Here is a 14,449-nt window from a genome sequence, read left to right on the forward strand (position 1 = left end):
GCCGACGTCGTCGCGACGCTGATCAAGAACGCCAAGAAGATCAAGACCTCGGAAGAGGTTGCCCAGGTCGGCACCATCGCCGGCAATGGCGACGTTTCGGTCGGCTCGATGATCGCGGAAGCGATGCAGAAGGTCGGCAATGAGGGCGTCATCACGGTCGAGGAAGCCAAGACCGCCGAGACCGAGCTCGAAGTCGTCGAAGGCATGCAGTTCGATCGCGGCTATCTCTCGCCCTACTTCGTCACCAACGCCGAGAAGATGGTTGCGGATCTGGAAGACGCCTACATCCTTCTCCACGAGAAGAAGCTCTCCAACCTGCAGGCCATGCTGCCGATCCTCGAGGCCGTCGTGCAGACCTCGAAGCCGCTGGTTATCATCTCGGAAGACGTCGAAGGCGAGGCCCTGGCCACGCTGGTCGTCAACAAGCTGCGTGGCGGCCTGAAGATCGCCGCCGTCAAGGCGCCGGGCTTCGGCGATCGCCGCAAGGCCATGCTGGAAGACATCGCCATCCTCACCGGTGGCCAGGTCATTTCCGAAGACCTCGGCATCAAGCTTGAGAATGTCGGCCTGAACATGCTCGGCCGCGCCAAGAAGGTGTCGATCTCCAAGGAGAACACCACCATCGTCGACGGCGCCGGCAAGAAGGCCGAGATCCAGGGTCGCGTCGCCCAGATCAAGCAGCAGATCGAAGAGACCACCTCGGACTACGACAAGGAGAAGCTGCAGGAACGTCTCGCCAAGCTGGCGGGCGGCGTTGCCGTGATCCGCGTCGGCGGTGCGACCGAAGTGGAAGTCAAGGAAAAGAAGGATCGCGTCGATGACGCCCTCAACGCGACCCGCGCGGCCGTCGAAGAAGGCATCGTCCCCGGCGGCGGCGTCGCACTTCTGCGCGCTTCGCTGAGCATCAAGGCAACCGGCGCCAACTCCGACCAGACCGCGGGCATCAGCATCGTGCGTCGCGCGCTGCAGGCCCCGGCCCGCCAGATCGCGGCCAACGCCGGTGCGGAAGCATCGATCGTTGCCGGCAAGATCCTTGAGAACAAGGGCGCGACCTTCGGCTACAACGCCCAGACCGGCGAATATGGCGACATGATCGCCATGGGTATCGTCGATCCGGTCAAGGTTGTGCGCACGGCTCTGCAGGATGCGGCGTCGGTCGCCGGCCTGCTGGTCACGACCGAAGCCATGATCGCGGAGGCTCCGAAGAAGGAGTCGGCTGGCGGCGGCATGCCTGGCGGCATGGGCGGCGGCGGCATGGGCGGTATGGGCGGCATGGACTTCTAAGAAGTCCATAAAGCACGCCCATGAACTCAAGTTGCTCAAGCCCGCAAGCGGGCTTGAGTGGCGGCATGGACTTCTAATCCAACCCATCAGCCTTCAGATACGGAAAGGGCGGCCGAGAGGTCGCCCTTTTTTGTTGATGGGACGGAGGATGAGAGGCTGTCCGATTCCAAACCAAGCGGAAGCATACAACTCACCCCCTCTTCGGCGTCGGCGCAGAACGTGAATCGCCGAGCTGGAGTGTCGGCACTTCAGCAGGGCTCCGCGCTGGCCTCGATGCCCTGGAAGCGCGAAACGTCAATGCGCCGTGACGGCGATCTCTTTCGCCGGCAATGCCCCCTCAATCAGCGCCGCGACTTCATCGGCTACAGCCAGCACCGGGGCGCGGTCGTGGGTGGCGCGCGCGATCACCATCAGCCCTTCCAGCGATGATTCGACCAGCAGCGCCAGCGCATGCGCGCGGCGCTCGGGCACCCCTGCCCTGACGAAGGCCGCCCTGAGCAAGCCTATCCATTGATCGAAGGCCGACCGGCACAACTCAACCAACTCCGGCATGTCCGTCGGCGAGTCCAACACTACGGGCGCGATCGGGCAACCGAGCGTGAACTGGTTGTCTTCCAGCATGCGCGCGAGCGACTGGTAGATGTGGTGGACAGCCACCGCCGGGTCCTTTTCAGCGGCGAGCGCGGCGTCCAGCCTCTGCGTCACATCGGCGACGCTATTGCGCGTCACCTCGATGACCAGCTGATCCTTGCCGCCCGGAAAGTGAAAGTAGAGCGAGCCTCTCGGTGCGCCTGAGGCGCTCAAGATGTCGTTGAGCGACGTGCCGTGGTAGCCGCGCTGCCTCAGCAGCAGCGCCGTCGTCTCGAGTATGCGGGTGCGGGTGTCGTTCGCCATGTCAACCTCTGTCAGGAGTGCGCACTATAGGCCTTGCCTCGAATATGACAACCGGTCTATATAATATGTAGATCAGTCTATATATAGTGAGAGGCAAATGCGCAGTTATCGTCTTGAGGGAACCGGCGGGACCAAGTGCCTGGTGATGCGCGACGAGGCGCAGCCGACGCTGAAGCCGCACGAAATCGTCGTGCGTGTCCGCGCCACCTCGCTCAACCGCCGCGACACGATGATCCTCAACGGCACCTATCCGCTGGCGCCGCGCCGAGGCGTCGTCCCGCTGAGCGACGGCGCCGGCGAAGTCGTTGCCGTCGGCGATTCTGTCACCCGCTTTGCCGTCGGCGACCGCATCACCGGCAGTTATTTTGCGCGCTGGATCGACGGCCGCATCAATGCCGGGCTGATCGACCAGCTTGGCTGCACGCTGGACGGGATGCTGGCCGAATACGCCGTGCTTGACGAGCAATGGGCTTTACGGCTTCCCGATCATCTCGACTGGCATCAAGCAGCGACACTGACCTGCGCCGGCCTGACCGCCTGGAATGCGGTGACGGCGGCCGAAATGCCGAAGCCCGGCCAATGGGTTCTGGTCATCGGTTCAGGTGGTGTCGCGCTGTTTGCGCTGCAATTTGCCAAGCTGCTCGGCTGCCGTGTCGTGGCCGTCACCTCGCGCAGCGAGAAGCTGGACCGGCTGCGGGCGCTGGGCGCCGACCTCGTCGTCTCGACCGCCGACATGCCGGAATGGGGTGCTGCGGTGCGCGAGCAGACCGGCGGCATCGACCTCGTCGTCGAGACCGGCGGCCCGCCGACCTTCGCGCAATCGATGATCGCCTGCGCCCTTTACGGGCGCATCGTGCTTCTCACCATACAGGATGCGAAAGGCGGGACGGTGCAGATCCCCGGCCCGGTCTACCAGCGCAGCCTCGCCACCATCAACCGCCTGTTCGTCGGCAATCGCACCAATCTCGAAGCCATGCTGCGCGCCATCTCCGTGCATCGGCTTAAGCCCATCATCGACAAGGTGTTCGCCTTCGACGAGGCCAATGACGCCTACCGCTATTTCCAGCAAGGCGACGTCTTCGGGAAAGTGGTCGTCAACGGCGCCTGACTGGTTCGCCCCAGAATCTGATCGAGCCCCTCAAACTAAAAGGAGAGACACAATGACCATTCGTGAAGCAGAGGCTCAATGGCAGGGATCGTTGAAAGAAGGCTCGGGCCGGCTGAGGCTCGGCAGCGGCGTGTTCGAAGGCGCCTACTCCTTCCCGTCGCGTTTCGAGAACGGTCCCGGCACCAACCCCGAGGAATTGATTGCGGCGGCGCATGCCGGCTGCTTCTCGATGGCGCTGAGCGCCATCCTCGGCCGCGAAGGTTACACTCCCGCGCGTATCCACACGATCGCGAAAGCGCATCTCGGCGCCACCGCGGCCGGACCGACGATCACCCGTATCGAGCTGGAGACGGAGGCAAGCGTCGCCGCGCTGGCGGCGGGGGATTTCGAGCGGCTGGCGCAGACGGCCAAGGAGAACTGCCTCGTGTCGCGGGCGCTGGCCGGCGTCGCCGCGATCACGCTCAAGGCCCGCCTCGTTGAAACCGCTACCGATCACTGAAGGGAAGGAATATCCAATGAAACAGGAACTCATCATTGACATCGCCGCGGCCAAACGCTCCGCCGAAACGGCCGAGGTCATGCGGCGCTACAACGACGTCTTCCAGCGCCACGACCCGTCGGCGCTCGACGATCTGGTGGCGGAAGATTGCGTGATCGAGAACACCACGCCGGCCCCGGATGGCGCCCGCCGCATCGGCAAGGGCGCCTGCGTCGAACTGTGGTCGGCGATTGCGACCGGACCCGGCACGCGCTTCGACATCGAAGAAACCTTCGTCGCCGGCGACCGGGCGACGATCCGCTGGCGCTACTGGATGGCCGACGGCAATTCGCTGCGCGGCGTCAACCTGATGCGCGTGGCGGACGGGCAGATCGTCGAGGCCATGGGCTATGTGAAGGGATAGCGCTTGGCGCGACAAGCTGCATTCAGCCAAGCTGCATTCAGTGAGGCCGCGCTCAGGCCCAGCCCGGAATCCCAAAGTTTAGGATTCCGGGCAGGTCGTGGTTACCGCACGATTTTGTGAAGCTTCACGAAGGTCTTGGGACTGCGCTGGATCGTCTGGAAGATCACGCAGTAGCGATCGGTGAGCTCGAGCAGGTCAGTCAGCCGGTCTTGCGCAACGTCGGTCTCGATGTCGAACCGCAGGCGGATCTCTTTGAAGCCGACCGGCACACCTTCGGTGACGCCGAGCGTGCCGCGAAGATCGACGTCGCCCTCGGCGGAGATTTCGGCCGACTTGATCGGTATTTCGAGAACGGCGGCCGCCGCCCTCATCGAGACGCCGGCGCATGCGACAAGGGCTTCCAGCAGCATGTCGCCGGAACAAAGCTCCTGTCCGCTGCCCCCGGCCTTCGGATGGATGCCCGCTAGCGCGAGCCCACGTCCTGTCTCGACCTTGCAGGTGACCTTGGAGTCGTCGGCACTGCCCTTGGCCTTTAGCGTAAGAAGTGCCGCGCGCGCATCCTTGCGATACAGATCCTTGATCGGCTCCTGTGTGGCGCGAAATGTCGTGATGTCCATGCATGTTCTCCTGTCGTGAGATGTCGCTGTTCGAAATCGTGTGTCATTGCCGGGTTACTCCGGCACGCTCACACCCGAGCCCCCGAGTTCGGCGGGGAAGTCTTTCAGCTTCGGCAATCCGTCCTTCATCGGCAGGACCGTCTCGGCGTAGTTGACATGAACCCCCGGCGTGAACTTCACCGTCGGTATCGTGGCCGCATAGACGTCGACCAGTCCGAGCGGCGGATGATCGGTCATCAGATGGCCGCCGCACTTCGTGCAGAACTGACGGTCGCTCATGTTTGACTTCTCGAAGCCGGACAGGAACTCCTCGCCCTTGGTGACCTTGACGTTTTCCGGCTTCCACAGCGTGAACGCGTTCACGGGAGACGCCGACCACGAACGACAGGAACTGCAATGGCAGTAGCCCATCGCCTCGGCCGCTCCGTGCACTTCGATTTCTACGGCGCCGCAAAAACATCCGCCCTTATGTACCGTCATGACTTAGATCCTCGTTTTTCTTGAGTTCGACTGTGCTCAGCAGCTGATTTGAGACAGAGCTCAGCGCCGACGGGGTTTAAAGCTTCCGGCGATGAACGGAATGACGCCGCGTCCGCCTCACTTGACAGCGCGTCCGGAACTCGAAAGGGATGTCGCGCCGGGTTGCCGCGCAACTTACGGGACATGGATGGAATGGCCGGGGACGCTCTGTCTGACCTCTTGAAAAAGGTGCGTCTCACCGGCGCGACGTTTTTCGACATCAAGGCCCAGGATCCATGGGCCGTCTGCTCGCCTGCCCCGTCATCGATACTGCCGAAGATCCTTCCCGGCGCGGACCACCTGATTTCCTATCACGTGGTGACGGCCGGCCGTTGCTTTGCCCGCATCGTGGGCAAGGAGGCGATCACGGTGGAGGCCGGCGAAGTCGTGGTCTTCACCCACAGCGACCCGCACATCATGTCGAGCAATCCCGAGCTCGCGGCCGATCCTCCGACCGCCGATGTCCTGGAGATCGCGTCCGCCAGCCAAATGCCGTTCCACATCAACTATGTCAGCGACGGGTCGATCTCGGCCAGGCTCGTTTGCGGCTATCTTGCCTGCGACGCACAGCCGTTCAATCCGCTGCTCGATGCATTGCCCCCGGTGATCAAGGCCGGGGACGTGAAAGGTGATGCCGGCTGGCTTGGCCAGTTCATCAGTTTGGCAGTCTCGGAAGTGGCGGAAAAGCGGGCTGGCAGCGAGACCGTGCTCACCAAGCTCAGCGAGCTCATGTTCGTCGACGTCCTGCGCCGCTATGTGGAGGCGCTTCCACCGCAACACACCGGCTGGCTGGCTGGCCTGCGCGACCCGCACCTGTGCAAGGCGCTGGCGCTGATCCACGATCGGCCAGAGCACAATTGGACCGTGGAGGCGCTGGCGAAGGAGGCCGCGCTGTCGCGCACCGTGCTCGCCGAGCGTTTCACCAGGCTCGTCGGGATGCCGCCGGTGCATTATCTCGCCAAATGGCGGATGCAGATTGCCTCGGAACTGCTCAGCACCGGCAACAGCAACGTCGCAAACATAGCGGCGGAAATCGGCTACGAGTCCGAGGCGGCGTTCAGCCGTGCCTTCAAGAAGATGATCGGCGTCCCCCCGTCGGCCTGGCGGCTGGGTGTTCGCGCTGCGCCCGGTTTCGGAGGCGGCGAGGCTTCCGAAACCGAAGGCGGGCCGGCCGATCCGCAGCGGTAAGCAATTCCAGGAAAGGTGTGAAACGGTTTTCCGTCCGGAATTTGCGTCAAAACAGAGAGAGCTACCGGTCCGCTAGCGCCAGTTTGGCGCCGAGCATGACAAAGGCTCCGGCGAAGGTGCGGCGCATCCAGGTCAGCACCTTTGGCCGCGACACGACATGGCTGCGGATCGACGCCGCGAAAACGCCGTAGCCGACAAAGACGACGAAGGTGAGCAGCATGAAGATGCTGCTGAGCTCCAGCATCTTCGACAGCGCGTGCGATTCGGTGGTGCTGACGAATTGCGGCAGGAACGCAAAGAAGAAGATCGACAGCTTCGGATTGAGGATGTTGATGAGTATGCCCGAAGTGATCACTTTGCCGGCGGAGCGCGGCGCGACATCTTCGTCGACGCTCAGGCCGCCCTTCTCCTTCAGCGTGTTCCAGGCCATGTAGAGAAGATAGGCGACGCCGAGATATTTCAGCGTCTCGAAGGCGACGGCGCTGGTGTGCAGCAGAGCCGCGAGGCCGGTGATGGCGGCCGCCATGTGCGGAATGATGCCGAGCGTGCAGCCGAAAGCGGCAATGATGCTGGCGCGCGCACCACGCGAAAGCCCGGCGCTCAGCGTATAGAGAACGCCAGTGCCGGGCGAAGCCACGACTATCAGCGACGTCAACAAAAATTCAATGCTCACGGATGGTCTCCCGGTGCTGGCCCTGCCGCCGGCAGCGTAATCAGCGAAACGTGCGGGCACAAGCCAGCTTGAGCCGGCAGTGTCTCATTTCGAATGTCCGCTCACGACGCTTCTTTGCCTTCCCATTGAGATGATCTTCGGCAAGTCTGTGACCCGAATGAGACGTTCTCGATAGGCCCTGATGACGCAAAGATGGATATTGATGTACAAAGATTCGAGCTAATTGAGAATCCGCCAACAAGGTACCCCTGAACTTCTGTGACCACGTCCATTTGACGCTCAATCCGCTATGTCCAAGTGAACCATTAGTCGCTCCATCCGAAAGCACCCTGCATGGCGTGTATTTGCCTAATTACCACCGGCGGTACAATCGCTTCGCGGCGCATCGAAGCCGAGGATCACGTCGTAGCAACCGTCGCTGGCGAGAAACTTCGAGGTGCGATCCAAGACATTCCTCCTAACGTCGACATCAAAGTTGACGACTTCATGAATATTGTCAGCTGCGCGATGACGTTGCCAATGGCGTTTGCTCTGGTTCAGCGGATCAACATTCATCTTGCTGAAGACGATTGCATCGGCGTCGTGGTCACCCACGGCACCGATACGATGGAGGAAAGCGCCTATCTCGCGGATTTGCTCCTGGTGAATGAAAAGCCCGTGGTGTTTACCGGCGCACAGCGCAGCGCTGATGATCCCGCCGGCGATGGACCGCGGAACGTCACTGATGCCGTCAAGCTTGCGGCGTCGCCACTGGCGGCAGGTCTCGGCGCGGTGGTGCTCCTGGAACAACACTTCCACGCCGCGCGTGACGTCACGAAGGCCCACACCTCCCGCGTCGATGCGTTTGTTTCGCGAAACCACGGTAAGCTAGGGGAAATCGATGGGACGGTCGTAAGCGTATCACGCCGGCCTATCCTTCGGAAAACGTATGCAGCGAACACCATCGAACCACGAGTCGACCTCATAAGCATGGCGCTTGGCTCCGATGACCGCTTGATCCGCCTTGCGGCGGCAAGCGGCTCACGAGCGATTGTGCTCGAAGGCTTCGGCAGAGGAAACGCGACCCCTGCCGTCGCAGCGGCTGTTGCAGACATTATCGCCGATGGCGTTCCGGTGTTCGTGGCGTCACGATGTGGCGAAGGCCGCGTCTCGCCGATTTATGGCAATGGCGGAGGCAAGGATCTCGAGAAGGCGGGGGCGGTCTTTGCCGGCGATCTCACTGGACCCAAGCTGCGGATTCTAGTGTCGGTACTGTTGGGGATGGGAATGACGCTAGAGGAAATGCGCCCTGAGCTTGTCGCTTTAGGTGGGTGACCTTCCGGCAGAGGCTCCTCCCTTATCATCGGACCTTAGGGGAAACGCGCAGTGCAGCTCATAGACAGTCCGTTGGCAGTTGTCAGATCGGTGCGACCGTCGATCGCGGGACTTAGAATTCTTGATATCGGCTGCGGTGCTGGCAGCTTCGCAAGGCAGCTTGTTGCCGAGGGGGCTGACGTGAGCGGCATCGATCCGGCGGCGGGTGCGATTCGCGAAGCGGTGGCGGCGGTTCCGCAGGCGAGCTTCGTGAAAGGTGTGGCGGAGTCGCTGCCTTTCGGCGACGCGGCTTTCGACATTGCTGTTATGATCAATGCACTCCATCATGTTCCCGAAGTGGCGATGCAGGCAGCGCTAGGCGAAGCGGCCCGCGTGATTAACCCAAATGGCGTCCTGATCGTTGTCGAGCCCTTGGCGACCGGCAATTTCTTCGCCGCCCTGCGGCCGATTGAAGACGAAACCATTGTCCGGCAAGCGGCCCAACTCGCGATCGAAACCGCCGTATCATCGGGCATGCTGGCGCGGATGGCCACATTGCAATACGTTCGTCGGGAGGTCTTTCGAACCGTGAAAGGCTTTTTGGATCGCGTCGTAGCTGTTGATCCGTCGCGGCGAAAAGTCGTTGAGCATGACGAATCTGGCATCACCGCTGCTGTGCTTGCAGCGGCACAACGCGATAGCGAAGGCGCGCTTACCTTCGATCAACCGATCAAGGCGGATATTCTCGGACCCAGCTAAATTGTATTGTTGTGATCTTGCCGACGGTAACGCCGAGGCCGCGGCAGCGAAACATGCGGGCACAAGCCGGCCTGAGAGCCTATGCGCATTCAGATCATGCTGTTGGCGTGCAGCTTGCTATCGGCAATAGGCTGCCGAACTTCCCAGTGTTCGACGAGCTTGCTGTCCTTCAGCCTGAAAATGTCGACAATGGCCAAGCCTTCCTCCTCCGGTTCGCGTTTTGCGTGCATGTGCACGATGACGAAATCCCCTTCGGCAAAAATCCGCTTCACCTCTCCCCTCACGAGGGGAAATGACTGCTTGAGCTGCTGCAGATAGGCTTTGAAGCCCTCCGCACCATCCGCAATGTTCGGATTGTGTTGGATGTAGCGTTCGCCAAAATGCATCGAAGCAGCTTCGATGTTGCCTTGGTTTACTGCTTTGTCGATGAAGTCCAGGACGATCGCCTTGTTGGTGTCGAGCAAATTATGGGTCTTGGCTGGAACTGGATTTGATGGTTCGTCACGCATGTTTTTGCTCCTTCCCGTGCCTGCTTCTGCCTGTTGTGGACAGGAGCGTCCGCAGGCCGATCTTGCCAACATAATCAGCCACGCTTGTGAGATGGTCGATACGCTATTCGCCTGGATTCTTATCCAATCGTCTAATATCGTCGTCCTATTCATCGTTGGAGGATGGTTCTCATGGACGCCTTGTCCGAAGTTCTTGCTTCGCTGAGATTTGGCAGCGCCATGATCGGCAGCGCGACCCTGCATCGGCCATGGGGTATTTCGGTGGATCCGACAAGGAATGCCGCCATCCACGTCATACAGAACGGCGAATGCTGGCTGCGGTTAGCCGGTGAAAGGGAGCCGATCCGCTTAGGCGAGGGAGATGTCATCCTTGTCGCGAGCGGTATCGGGCATGCCCTTTGCAATCCGGCGGATGCACCGACGGCATCGATATCCGCCGTCCTTTCCGCAAATCGGAGCGGACTGGAACCGAAAAGCGAGAGCGGCGCGACAACTCTTCTTTGTGCGAGATATTCACTCGACGGCGTCGGGCCATATCCGATGGTTTCGCTGCTTCCTCCGCTGATTCATTTGACCCGGAATCAGATCGACACCAGCGAGCCGCTGCGGCTTGCCCTGGAACTTCTGCAGGTCGAAGCGAAAGCCGATCTCGGCGGCCACGACATTGTCGCCCCACGCCTTCTCGACAGCACGTTGATCTTCTTGTTGCGCGCCTGGATCGAACATCAGCCACTCGGAACAGGGGGATGGTTTGGCGCCTTGCGCGACAAAGGCATTGCGCAGGCTTTGCGCCTGATCCACGAGCGGCCGGGCAATCCCTGGACCATCGCTTCCCTTGCCAGCGGCGCAGCACAGTCCCGGGCCACCTTCGCGCGTCGCTTCGCTCAACTGGTAGGACAGCCGCCGCTGTCCTATGTGACCCGGTGGCGGATGAACCTTGCCGCCAAGGCTCTGCGGGAAACGAACCAGAACATTGGCGAGATCGGGCACGCCGTCGGATATGAATCGGTGCCGTCGTTCTCGCAGGCATTCAAACGATTGACCGGACGATCGCCCGGCCTCTACCGCAGCGACTTTCGCGCATCTGATTGACGAAATTCAAACTGAGACGCCAGCCCGAGGGCCGTCATTACAGCGTCGGCAGACCTTGAGCCCGACGCGCGATCAGGCAGTCGTCATCGCCCGGCATGCAGGCGCGGCAGACGTCGGGGCGGATGTCGTAGATGCCGCAGGCCGTTGACTTGCCGACCTCGCCGCACAGTGCCGAACAGCGCGCGCCGTCGCAGCGCATACCGGCTTCGTCGGCAGCCACGTATTTTTGCGGGATAAGGTCGAGCTGCGCGTCATCCTCGGTGGAGAAGCGCGGCCATCTGGACGAGTAGGCGCAGCAGGCGCCACAGGTCTGGCAATCGAAGGCAATCGGACCGGCGCCCTCTTGTGGCGACGAAAACTCCTCTGCGACCGCCAGGGCAAGCAGCCTTGGCGCAGATTTCCGGTCGGCATTTTGCTGCAAGGGCGCTATTTCTTCTTGGGCTTGCGCGGCGGTGCTTCCGCCGGCGACCTGAACAGATCGGTGCCCGCTTCGGCGGCTTCGCCGGTTTTTGGCGCGGCCGCCGGCTTGGCCGGCTTCACGGCGGCAGCAGGCGCTGCCGGCTGGCCCTTGGCGGAAAACTTGATTGCCATATCAATCCTCGTCAGAGAAACGCGATGATGGCGCATTCGGATTGCGAAGGCGGCCGATGAGCGCCGAAACGGCCGTGATGTTCATTTCTTCGGGCGACCAGTTCCTGGCTTCCTCGATGTGCCGGGGCGCCAGCTCGCGATGCGTACTGCCGCTGTAGGCGGCATCCTGAAAGGTCACGCGCTCGCGGGTCTTGGCGTTTTCCCGGACGTATTCGATCAGATAATTGGGGCATTCGGCACGACCGCGCACGCCGAGCCGAACCTGGGCATCGCCGTGGACACGCCTGCAGCGCTCGAGCTTTTCGAGCACGCGCCGGACATATTCGACCGGCTTGTCTAGTTCGCCCACGACATCGGCGATGGTCGAATCTGCGGCGATCGCCTTTTGAGGCACGCGTTTGGTGGCCATCAGCGTTTGCCTGCGCGTTTCGGCGAGGCCGCGACCGCAACCGCCGCCGCCATGTCGTCGGCTTCCTTCTCCAGGCGCAATTCGCGCAGCCGCGCGGTCTTGGCTTCGCGGGCTTGGCTGACGGCATCCCGTTCGGAATTGATGCGGTCGAGCGACATCGACTGGGTCCGCGTCTTGCTGAAAATGGATTCGGCCTGGTCGCGGGGTTTCTTTGAAGTTGCGGTCAAGGTCTTTCTCCCGGTTCGGAGCACGCCGCGGAAAAGTGGCGAGACTGGTCTTTCGGCCAGGATCCCGCACAAAGCAATACGGCAGCCGGTTTCAAATTGCTGGAACGTCCTTAGCACGTCCGGGCCGTCGAGCGGCGCTCTTTCGGCGATCGAAGCGCAAAAATGAAAAAGGCCAGGCACCGCCTGACCTTCCATGAGAGCGCCCGCGCATCCCGAGAGACGCGCAAGGAAACGTTCTTCTCATGCGCATGAGCGGGGACTTAACATCCCCGCGATCATGCGCTGGAATTTGCCATTCACCGGTGCCAGTACATCCGTGGTCACCGGTGAGGCTTAATTCCGTTTTAGGCCGCCTTCAACTGGTCGGCGGACATCTTGCCCGACTTGTTGTCGCGGACCATCTCGTAGCCAAGCTTCTGGCCCTCGACGATGTCGCGCATTCCGGCACGCTCGACGGCTGAGATGTGGACAAAAACGTCGGCAGAACCGTCGTCAGGCTGAATAAAACCAAAACCTTTGGTGGCGTTGAACCATTTAACTGTGCCTGTGCTCATAACGAACCCTTTCCATGGCAAATATTCGTTCGCCGTCATGCGGATGCACAACAACGTTTGTCTCGATTTTGATGGGGGAAGTTCGCCAAAGGCGCGCCTAAGCACGCGGATAACAAAAGTCGGTCAAACAAATATCGACAAAATTCTTATAGACTTCTTTGCGCGTTGTGTCAATTTTTTTGATTTTCCACACTCGCGGAGACGCGCGGCGGCGGCCCGCGCCAGCACATCGGACGGCGAAAGCCGGGCTATTGCCCGCCGAAAAAACCAATCAGCCGGGAACCATTTTGGCACCGCGGGCATTCTTTCGGTGTCGAAAGCCGTTCTTGAAAGAGCGATCTTGAGAGAGGCGGACGACAAACAGGACGCCCCCCGCGCAGATAAAAGGCACGAGGGGCGTTCCTGTGATGCGACCATTCGCGCCGCTGCACCCTGCCCCTCACAGCATGGCCCGGCTGAACCCGCCATCCACCGGCAAAGCCACGCCGGTGATATAGGCGGCGTCGTCGCTGGCCAGGAATGCGGCAACCGCGCCGAATTCGGCGGGGGTCCCGTAGCGCTTTGCCGGGATTTCGGCCTGACTCTCGGCGGCGATCACAGCAGCGTCCACACCCCTGTCGGCGGCGTCCATCGCGTCGAACTGTTTCGTCCGGTCCGTCGCAAAACGGCCAGGCAGCAACAGGTTGACGGTGACGCCGTCCGCCGCCACTTCGCCAGCCAGCGTCTTGGCCCAGCCGGCAAGCGACGCGCGCAACGCATTCGAAGCGGTGAGGCCGGGGATCGGCTCGCGGACGGACGTGGAGGAAACGGCGATGATGCGCCCCCAGCGCCGCGACCGCATGCCTGGCAGGAGAGAAATGGCGATGCGCATCTGGCTCAGCACCATGCTGGTGAACTGCTTCTCCCAGACGCTCGCATCGAAGACGCTGGCCGCGAAGGGCGGCGGGCCGCCGCCATTGAGCAGGACGATGTCGATCCGCTGATGCTCGTCCTCGATGGCACGGATCAGCCGGGAGACGCTGTCGTTATCGGAAAGATCGGCGCTGAAGGTCGAGCAGACGGGGCCGGCGGACTCGATCGCGCGCCGCGCCGCATCCAGGGTCTCCTTCCCTCGTCCGGCCAGGATGATCTCGGCGCCTTTCGCCGCGAGCGATTCGGCGACGCCGAAACCCAGGCCCTTGCCTCCGCCGAGAACCAGCGCCTTCCGCCCCTCAAAATTTGTACTTATCAAGCCAAGCCTCCCCTGGTTTCGCTGCGCACTCCCGGATAAGCCCTGAGTGCATGCTTTGGGCGTGCATCAGCGGACATGCACAATGGCGTCGGCTTCGACCGGAAAATTGGCCGGCAAGCCGGCCATGCCGAGCGAGCAGCGGGCATGCTCGCCACGCTCGCCGAAAACATGGAGCAGAAATTCGGATGCTCCGTTGCCGACCTCCGAATAGGCCGCAAAGCCGGCCGCCGCGTTCACATAGACGGTCAGCTTGGCGAATTTCACGACGCGGTCGAGATTGCCGTCCAGTTCCTTGTCGAGCCAATAGACGATGTTGGCCGCGCAGAGCCGGGCGGCGTTCCGCGCCGCGGCCAGATCGATCTCTGCGCCAACCTGGCCGATCGCAGCGATCTCCTGCCCGATCTCGGGGATCTGACCGGAGACATAGACGATGTCGGCGACCCGAGCCGTCGGCGAGAACGGCAAAGCAGGCCGATCGAGCGACGGCCAGGCGACACCGAGCCCCTCAAATCTTCTTCTGTAGGACAAGGTGGCTGCTCCTGTTTTCGTTGGCGCGAGCGGACCTTGAATTCAGATCGGGCTTTCGGATAGCCTGATAG

Annotated in this window: 20 protein-coding genes; 8 read left to right on the forward strand and 12 right to left on the reverse strand. The window is 61.8% G+C overall.

All coding sequences use genetic code 11. The features are described from left to right. Nucleotides 1-1,284: chaperonin GroEL (gene groL / locus NKJ40_RS24890; protein WP_352468344.1), on the forward strand; the 1,284-nt coding region annotated here is incomplete at its 5' end. A gap of 294 nt (nucleotides 1,285-1,578) precedes the next feature. Here groL and NKJ40_RS24895 read toward each other — a convergent pair. Beyond that, nucleotides 1,579-2,178 (reverse strand): TetR/AcrR family transcriptional regulator, encoded by a 600-nt coding sequence (locus NKJ40_RS24895; protein ID WP_352468345.1) that lies wholly within the window; start codon nucleotides 2,176-2,178, stop codon nucleotides 1,579-1,581. Between the two features lie 97 nt (nucleotides 2,179-2,275). On the opposite strand from NKJ40_RS24895, the gene NKJ40_RS24900 reads away from it, so the two are divergent. From NKJ40_RS24900 to NKJ40_RS24910, 3 genes are read left to right on the forward strand one after another with little or no spacing between them, the layout of a single operon-like run. After that, nucleotides 2,276-3,286 carry a zinc-dependent alcohol dehydrogenase family protein gene (locus NKJ40_RS24900; RefSeq protein WP_352468346.1) on the forward strand — a complete coding sequence of 337 codons (1,011 nt, stop codon included), beginning with the start codon at nucleotides 2,276-2,278 and terminating at the stop codon, nucleotides 3,284-3,286. Nucleotides 3,287-3,338: 52 nt separating this feature from the next. Then, nucleotides 3,339-3,785 (forward strand): OsmC family protein, encoded by a 447-nt coding sequence (locus NKJ40_RS24905; RefSeq protein WP_352468347.1) that lies wholly within the window; start codon nucleotides 3,339-3,341, stop codon nucleotides 3,783-3,785. A gap of 16 nt (nucleotides 3,786-3,801) precedes the next feature. Then, nucleotides 3,802-4,188: a nuclear transport factor 2 family protein gene (locus NKJ40_RS24910; protein WP_352468348.1), complete on the forward strand. Its 387-nt coding sequence runs from the start codon at nucleotides 3,802-3,804 to the stop codon at nucleotides 4,186-4,188. A 101-nt stretch (nucleotides 4,189-4,289) separates the two neighbouring features. Here the strand turns inward: NKJ40_RS24910 and NKJ40_RS24915 are convergent, their stop codons facing one another. Together NKJ40_RS24915 and NKJ40_RS24920 are read right to left on the reverse strand one after the other, a co-directional pair. Beyond that, the gene (locus NKJ40_RS24915) at nucleotides 4,290-4,805 is read right to left on the reverse strand and encodes an OsmC family protein (RefSeq protein ID WP_352468349.1); all 516 of its coding nucleotides are present in this window, start codon (nucleotides 4,803-4,805) and stop codon (nucleotides 4,290-4,292) included. A gap of 54 nt (nucleotides 4,806-4,859) precedes the next feature. After that, nucleotides 4,860-5,285, reverse strand: a complete 426-nt coding sequence (locus NKJ40_RS24920) for a GFA family protein (protein ID WP_031195266.1) — start codon at nucleotides 5,283-5,285, stop codon at nucleotides 4,860-4,862. A gap of 192 nt (nucleotides 5,286-5,477) precedes the next feature. On the opposite strand from NKJ40_RS24920, the gene NKJ40_RS24925 reads away from it, so the two are divergent. After that, nucleotides 5,478-6,512 carry an AraC family transcriptional regulator gene (locus tag NKJ40_RS24925; RefSeq protein WP_352468350.1) on the forward strand — a complete coding sequence of 345 codons (1,035 nt, stop codon included), beginning with the start codon at nucleotides 5,478-5,480 and terminating at the stop codon, nucleotides 6,510-6,512. Between the two features lie 61 nt (nucleotides 6,513-6,573). Here NKJ40_RS24925 and NKJ40_RS24930 read toward each other — a convergent pair whose 3' ends face one another. Next, nucleotides 6,574-7,185, reverse strand: a complete 612-nt coding sequence (locus tag NKJ40_RS24930) for a LysE family translocator (RefSeq protein ID WP_352468351.1) — start codon at nucleotides 7,183-7,185, stop codon at nucleotides 6,574-6,576. Nucleotides 7,186-7,518: 333 nt separating this feature from the next. Between NKJ40_RS24930 and NKJ40_RS24935 the strand changes: the two genes are divergently transcribed. Both NKJ40_RS24935 and NKJ40_RS24940 read left to right on the forward strand, forming a co-directional pair. Continuing rightward, complete coding sequence (locus NKJ40_RS24935) at nucleotides 7,519-8,499, forward strand: asparaginase (protein WP_352468352.1); 981 nt, start codon at nucleotides 7,519-7,521, stop codon at nucleotides 8,497-8,499. Between the two features lie 90 nt (nucleotides 8,500-8,589). Then, nucleotides 8,590-9,237, forward strand: a complete 648-nt coding sequence (locus NKJ40_RS24940) for a class I SAM-dependent methyltransferase (RefSeq protein ID WP_352468389.1) — start codon at nucleotides 8,590-8,592, stop codon at nucleotides 9,235-9,237. A gap of 89 nt (nucleotides 9,238-9,326) precedes the next feature. Here NKJ40_RS24940 and NKJ40_RS24945 read toward each other — a convergent pair whose 3' ends face one another. After that, complete coding sequence (locus NKJ40_RS24945) at nucleotides 9,327-9,746, reverse strand: nuclear transport factor 2 family protein (protein WP_352468353.1); 420 nt, start codon at nucleotides 9,744-9,746, stop codon at nucleotides 9,327-9,329. A gap of 171 nt (nucleotides 9,747-9,917) precedes the next feature. Between NKJ40_RS24945 and NKJ40_RS24950 the strand changes: the two genes are divergently transcribed. Next, nucleotides 9,918-10,838, forward strand: a complete 921-nt coding sequence (locus tag NKJ40_RS24950; RefSeq protein ID WP_352468354.1) for an AraC family transcriptional regulator — start codon at nucleotides 9,918-9,920, stop codon at nucleotides 10,836-10,838. Nucleotides 10,839-10,875: 37 nt separating this feature from the next. Here NKJ40_RS24950 and NKJ40_RS24955 read toward each other — a convergent pair whose 3' ends face one another. The 7 genes from NKJ40_RS24955 to NKJ40_RS24985 all read right to left on the reverse strand — a co-directional run bounded on the left by NKJ40_RS24955 (nucleotide 10,876) and on the right by NKJ40_RS24985 (nucleotide 14,378). After that, nucleotides 10,876-11,214, reverse strand: a complete 339-nt coding sequence (locus NKJ40_RS24955) for a YkgJ family cysteine cluster protein (protein WP_352468390.1) — start codon at nucleotides 11,212-11,214, stop codon at nucleotides 10,876-10,878. Nucleotides 11,215-11,264: 50 nt separating this feature from the next. After that, nucleotides 11,265-11,429, reverse strand: coding sequence for a hypothetical protein (locus NKJ40_RS24960; protein WP_023722752.1), 165 nt, complete (start codon nucleotides 11,427-11,429; stop codon nucleotides 11,265-11,267). A gap of 1 nt (nucleotide 11,430) precedes the next feature. Further along, a complete protein-coding gene (locus NKJ40_RS24965; protein WP_292664441.1) occupies nucleotides 11,431-11,838 on the reverse strand; it encodes a hypothetical protein in 408 nt (135 codons plus the stop codon). Further along, nucleotides 11,838-12,065 carry a hypothetical protein gene (locus NKJ40_RS24970; protein WP_352468355.1) on the reverse strand — a complete coding sequence of 76 codons (228 nt, stop codon included), beginning with the start codon at nucleotides 12,063-12,065 and terminating at the stop codon, nucleotides 11,838-11,840. Before NKJ40_RS24970 ends, NKJ40_RS24965 begins: the two co-directional genes overlap by 1 nt. A 344-nt stretch (nucleotides 12,066-12,409) precedes the next feature. Beyond that, entirely contained in the window at nucleotides 12,410-12,619 is a 210-nt protein-coding gene (locus NKJ40_RS24975) for a cold-shock protein (RefSeq protein ID WP_010915421.1), read from the reverse strand. Nucleotides 12,620-13,058: 439 nt separating this feature from the next. Next, entirely contained in the window at nucleotides 13,059-13,850 is a 792-nt protein-coding gene (locus NKJ40_RS24980; protein ID WP_352468356.1) for an SDR family oxidoreductase, read from the reverse strand. Nucleotides 13,851-13,916: 66 nt separating this feature from the next. Continuing rightward, entirely contained in the window at nucleotides 13,917-14,378 is a 462-nt protein-coding gene (locus NKJ40_RS24985; protein ID WP_352468357.1) for a RidA family protein, read from the reverse strand. Between the last annotated feature and the right edge of the window lie 71 nt (nucleotides 14,379-14,449).

It is taken from the genome of Mesorhizobium sp. M0119, from assembly GCF_040322615.1.
Lineage (GTDB): Bacteria > Pseudomonadota > Alphaproteobacteria > Rhizobiales > Rhizobiaceae > Mesorhizobium.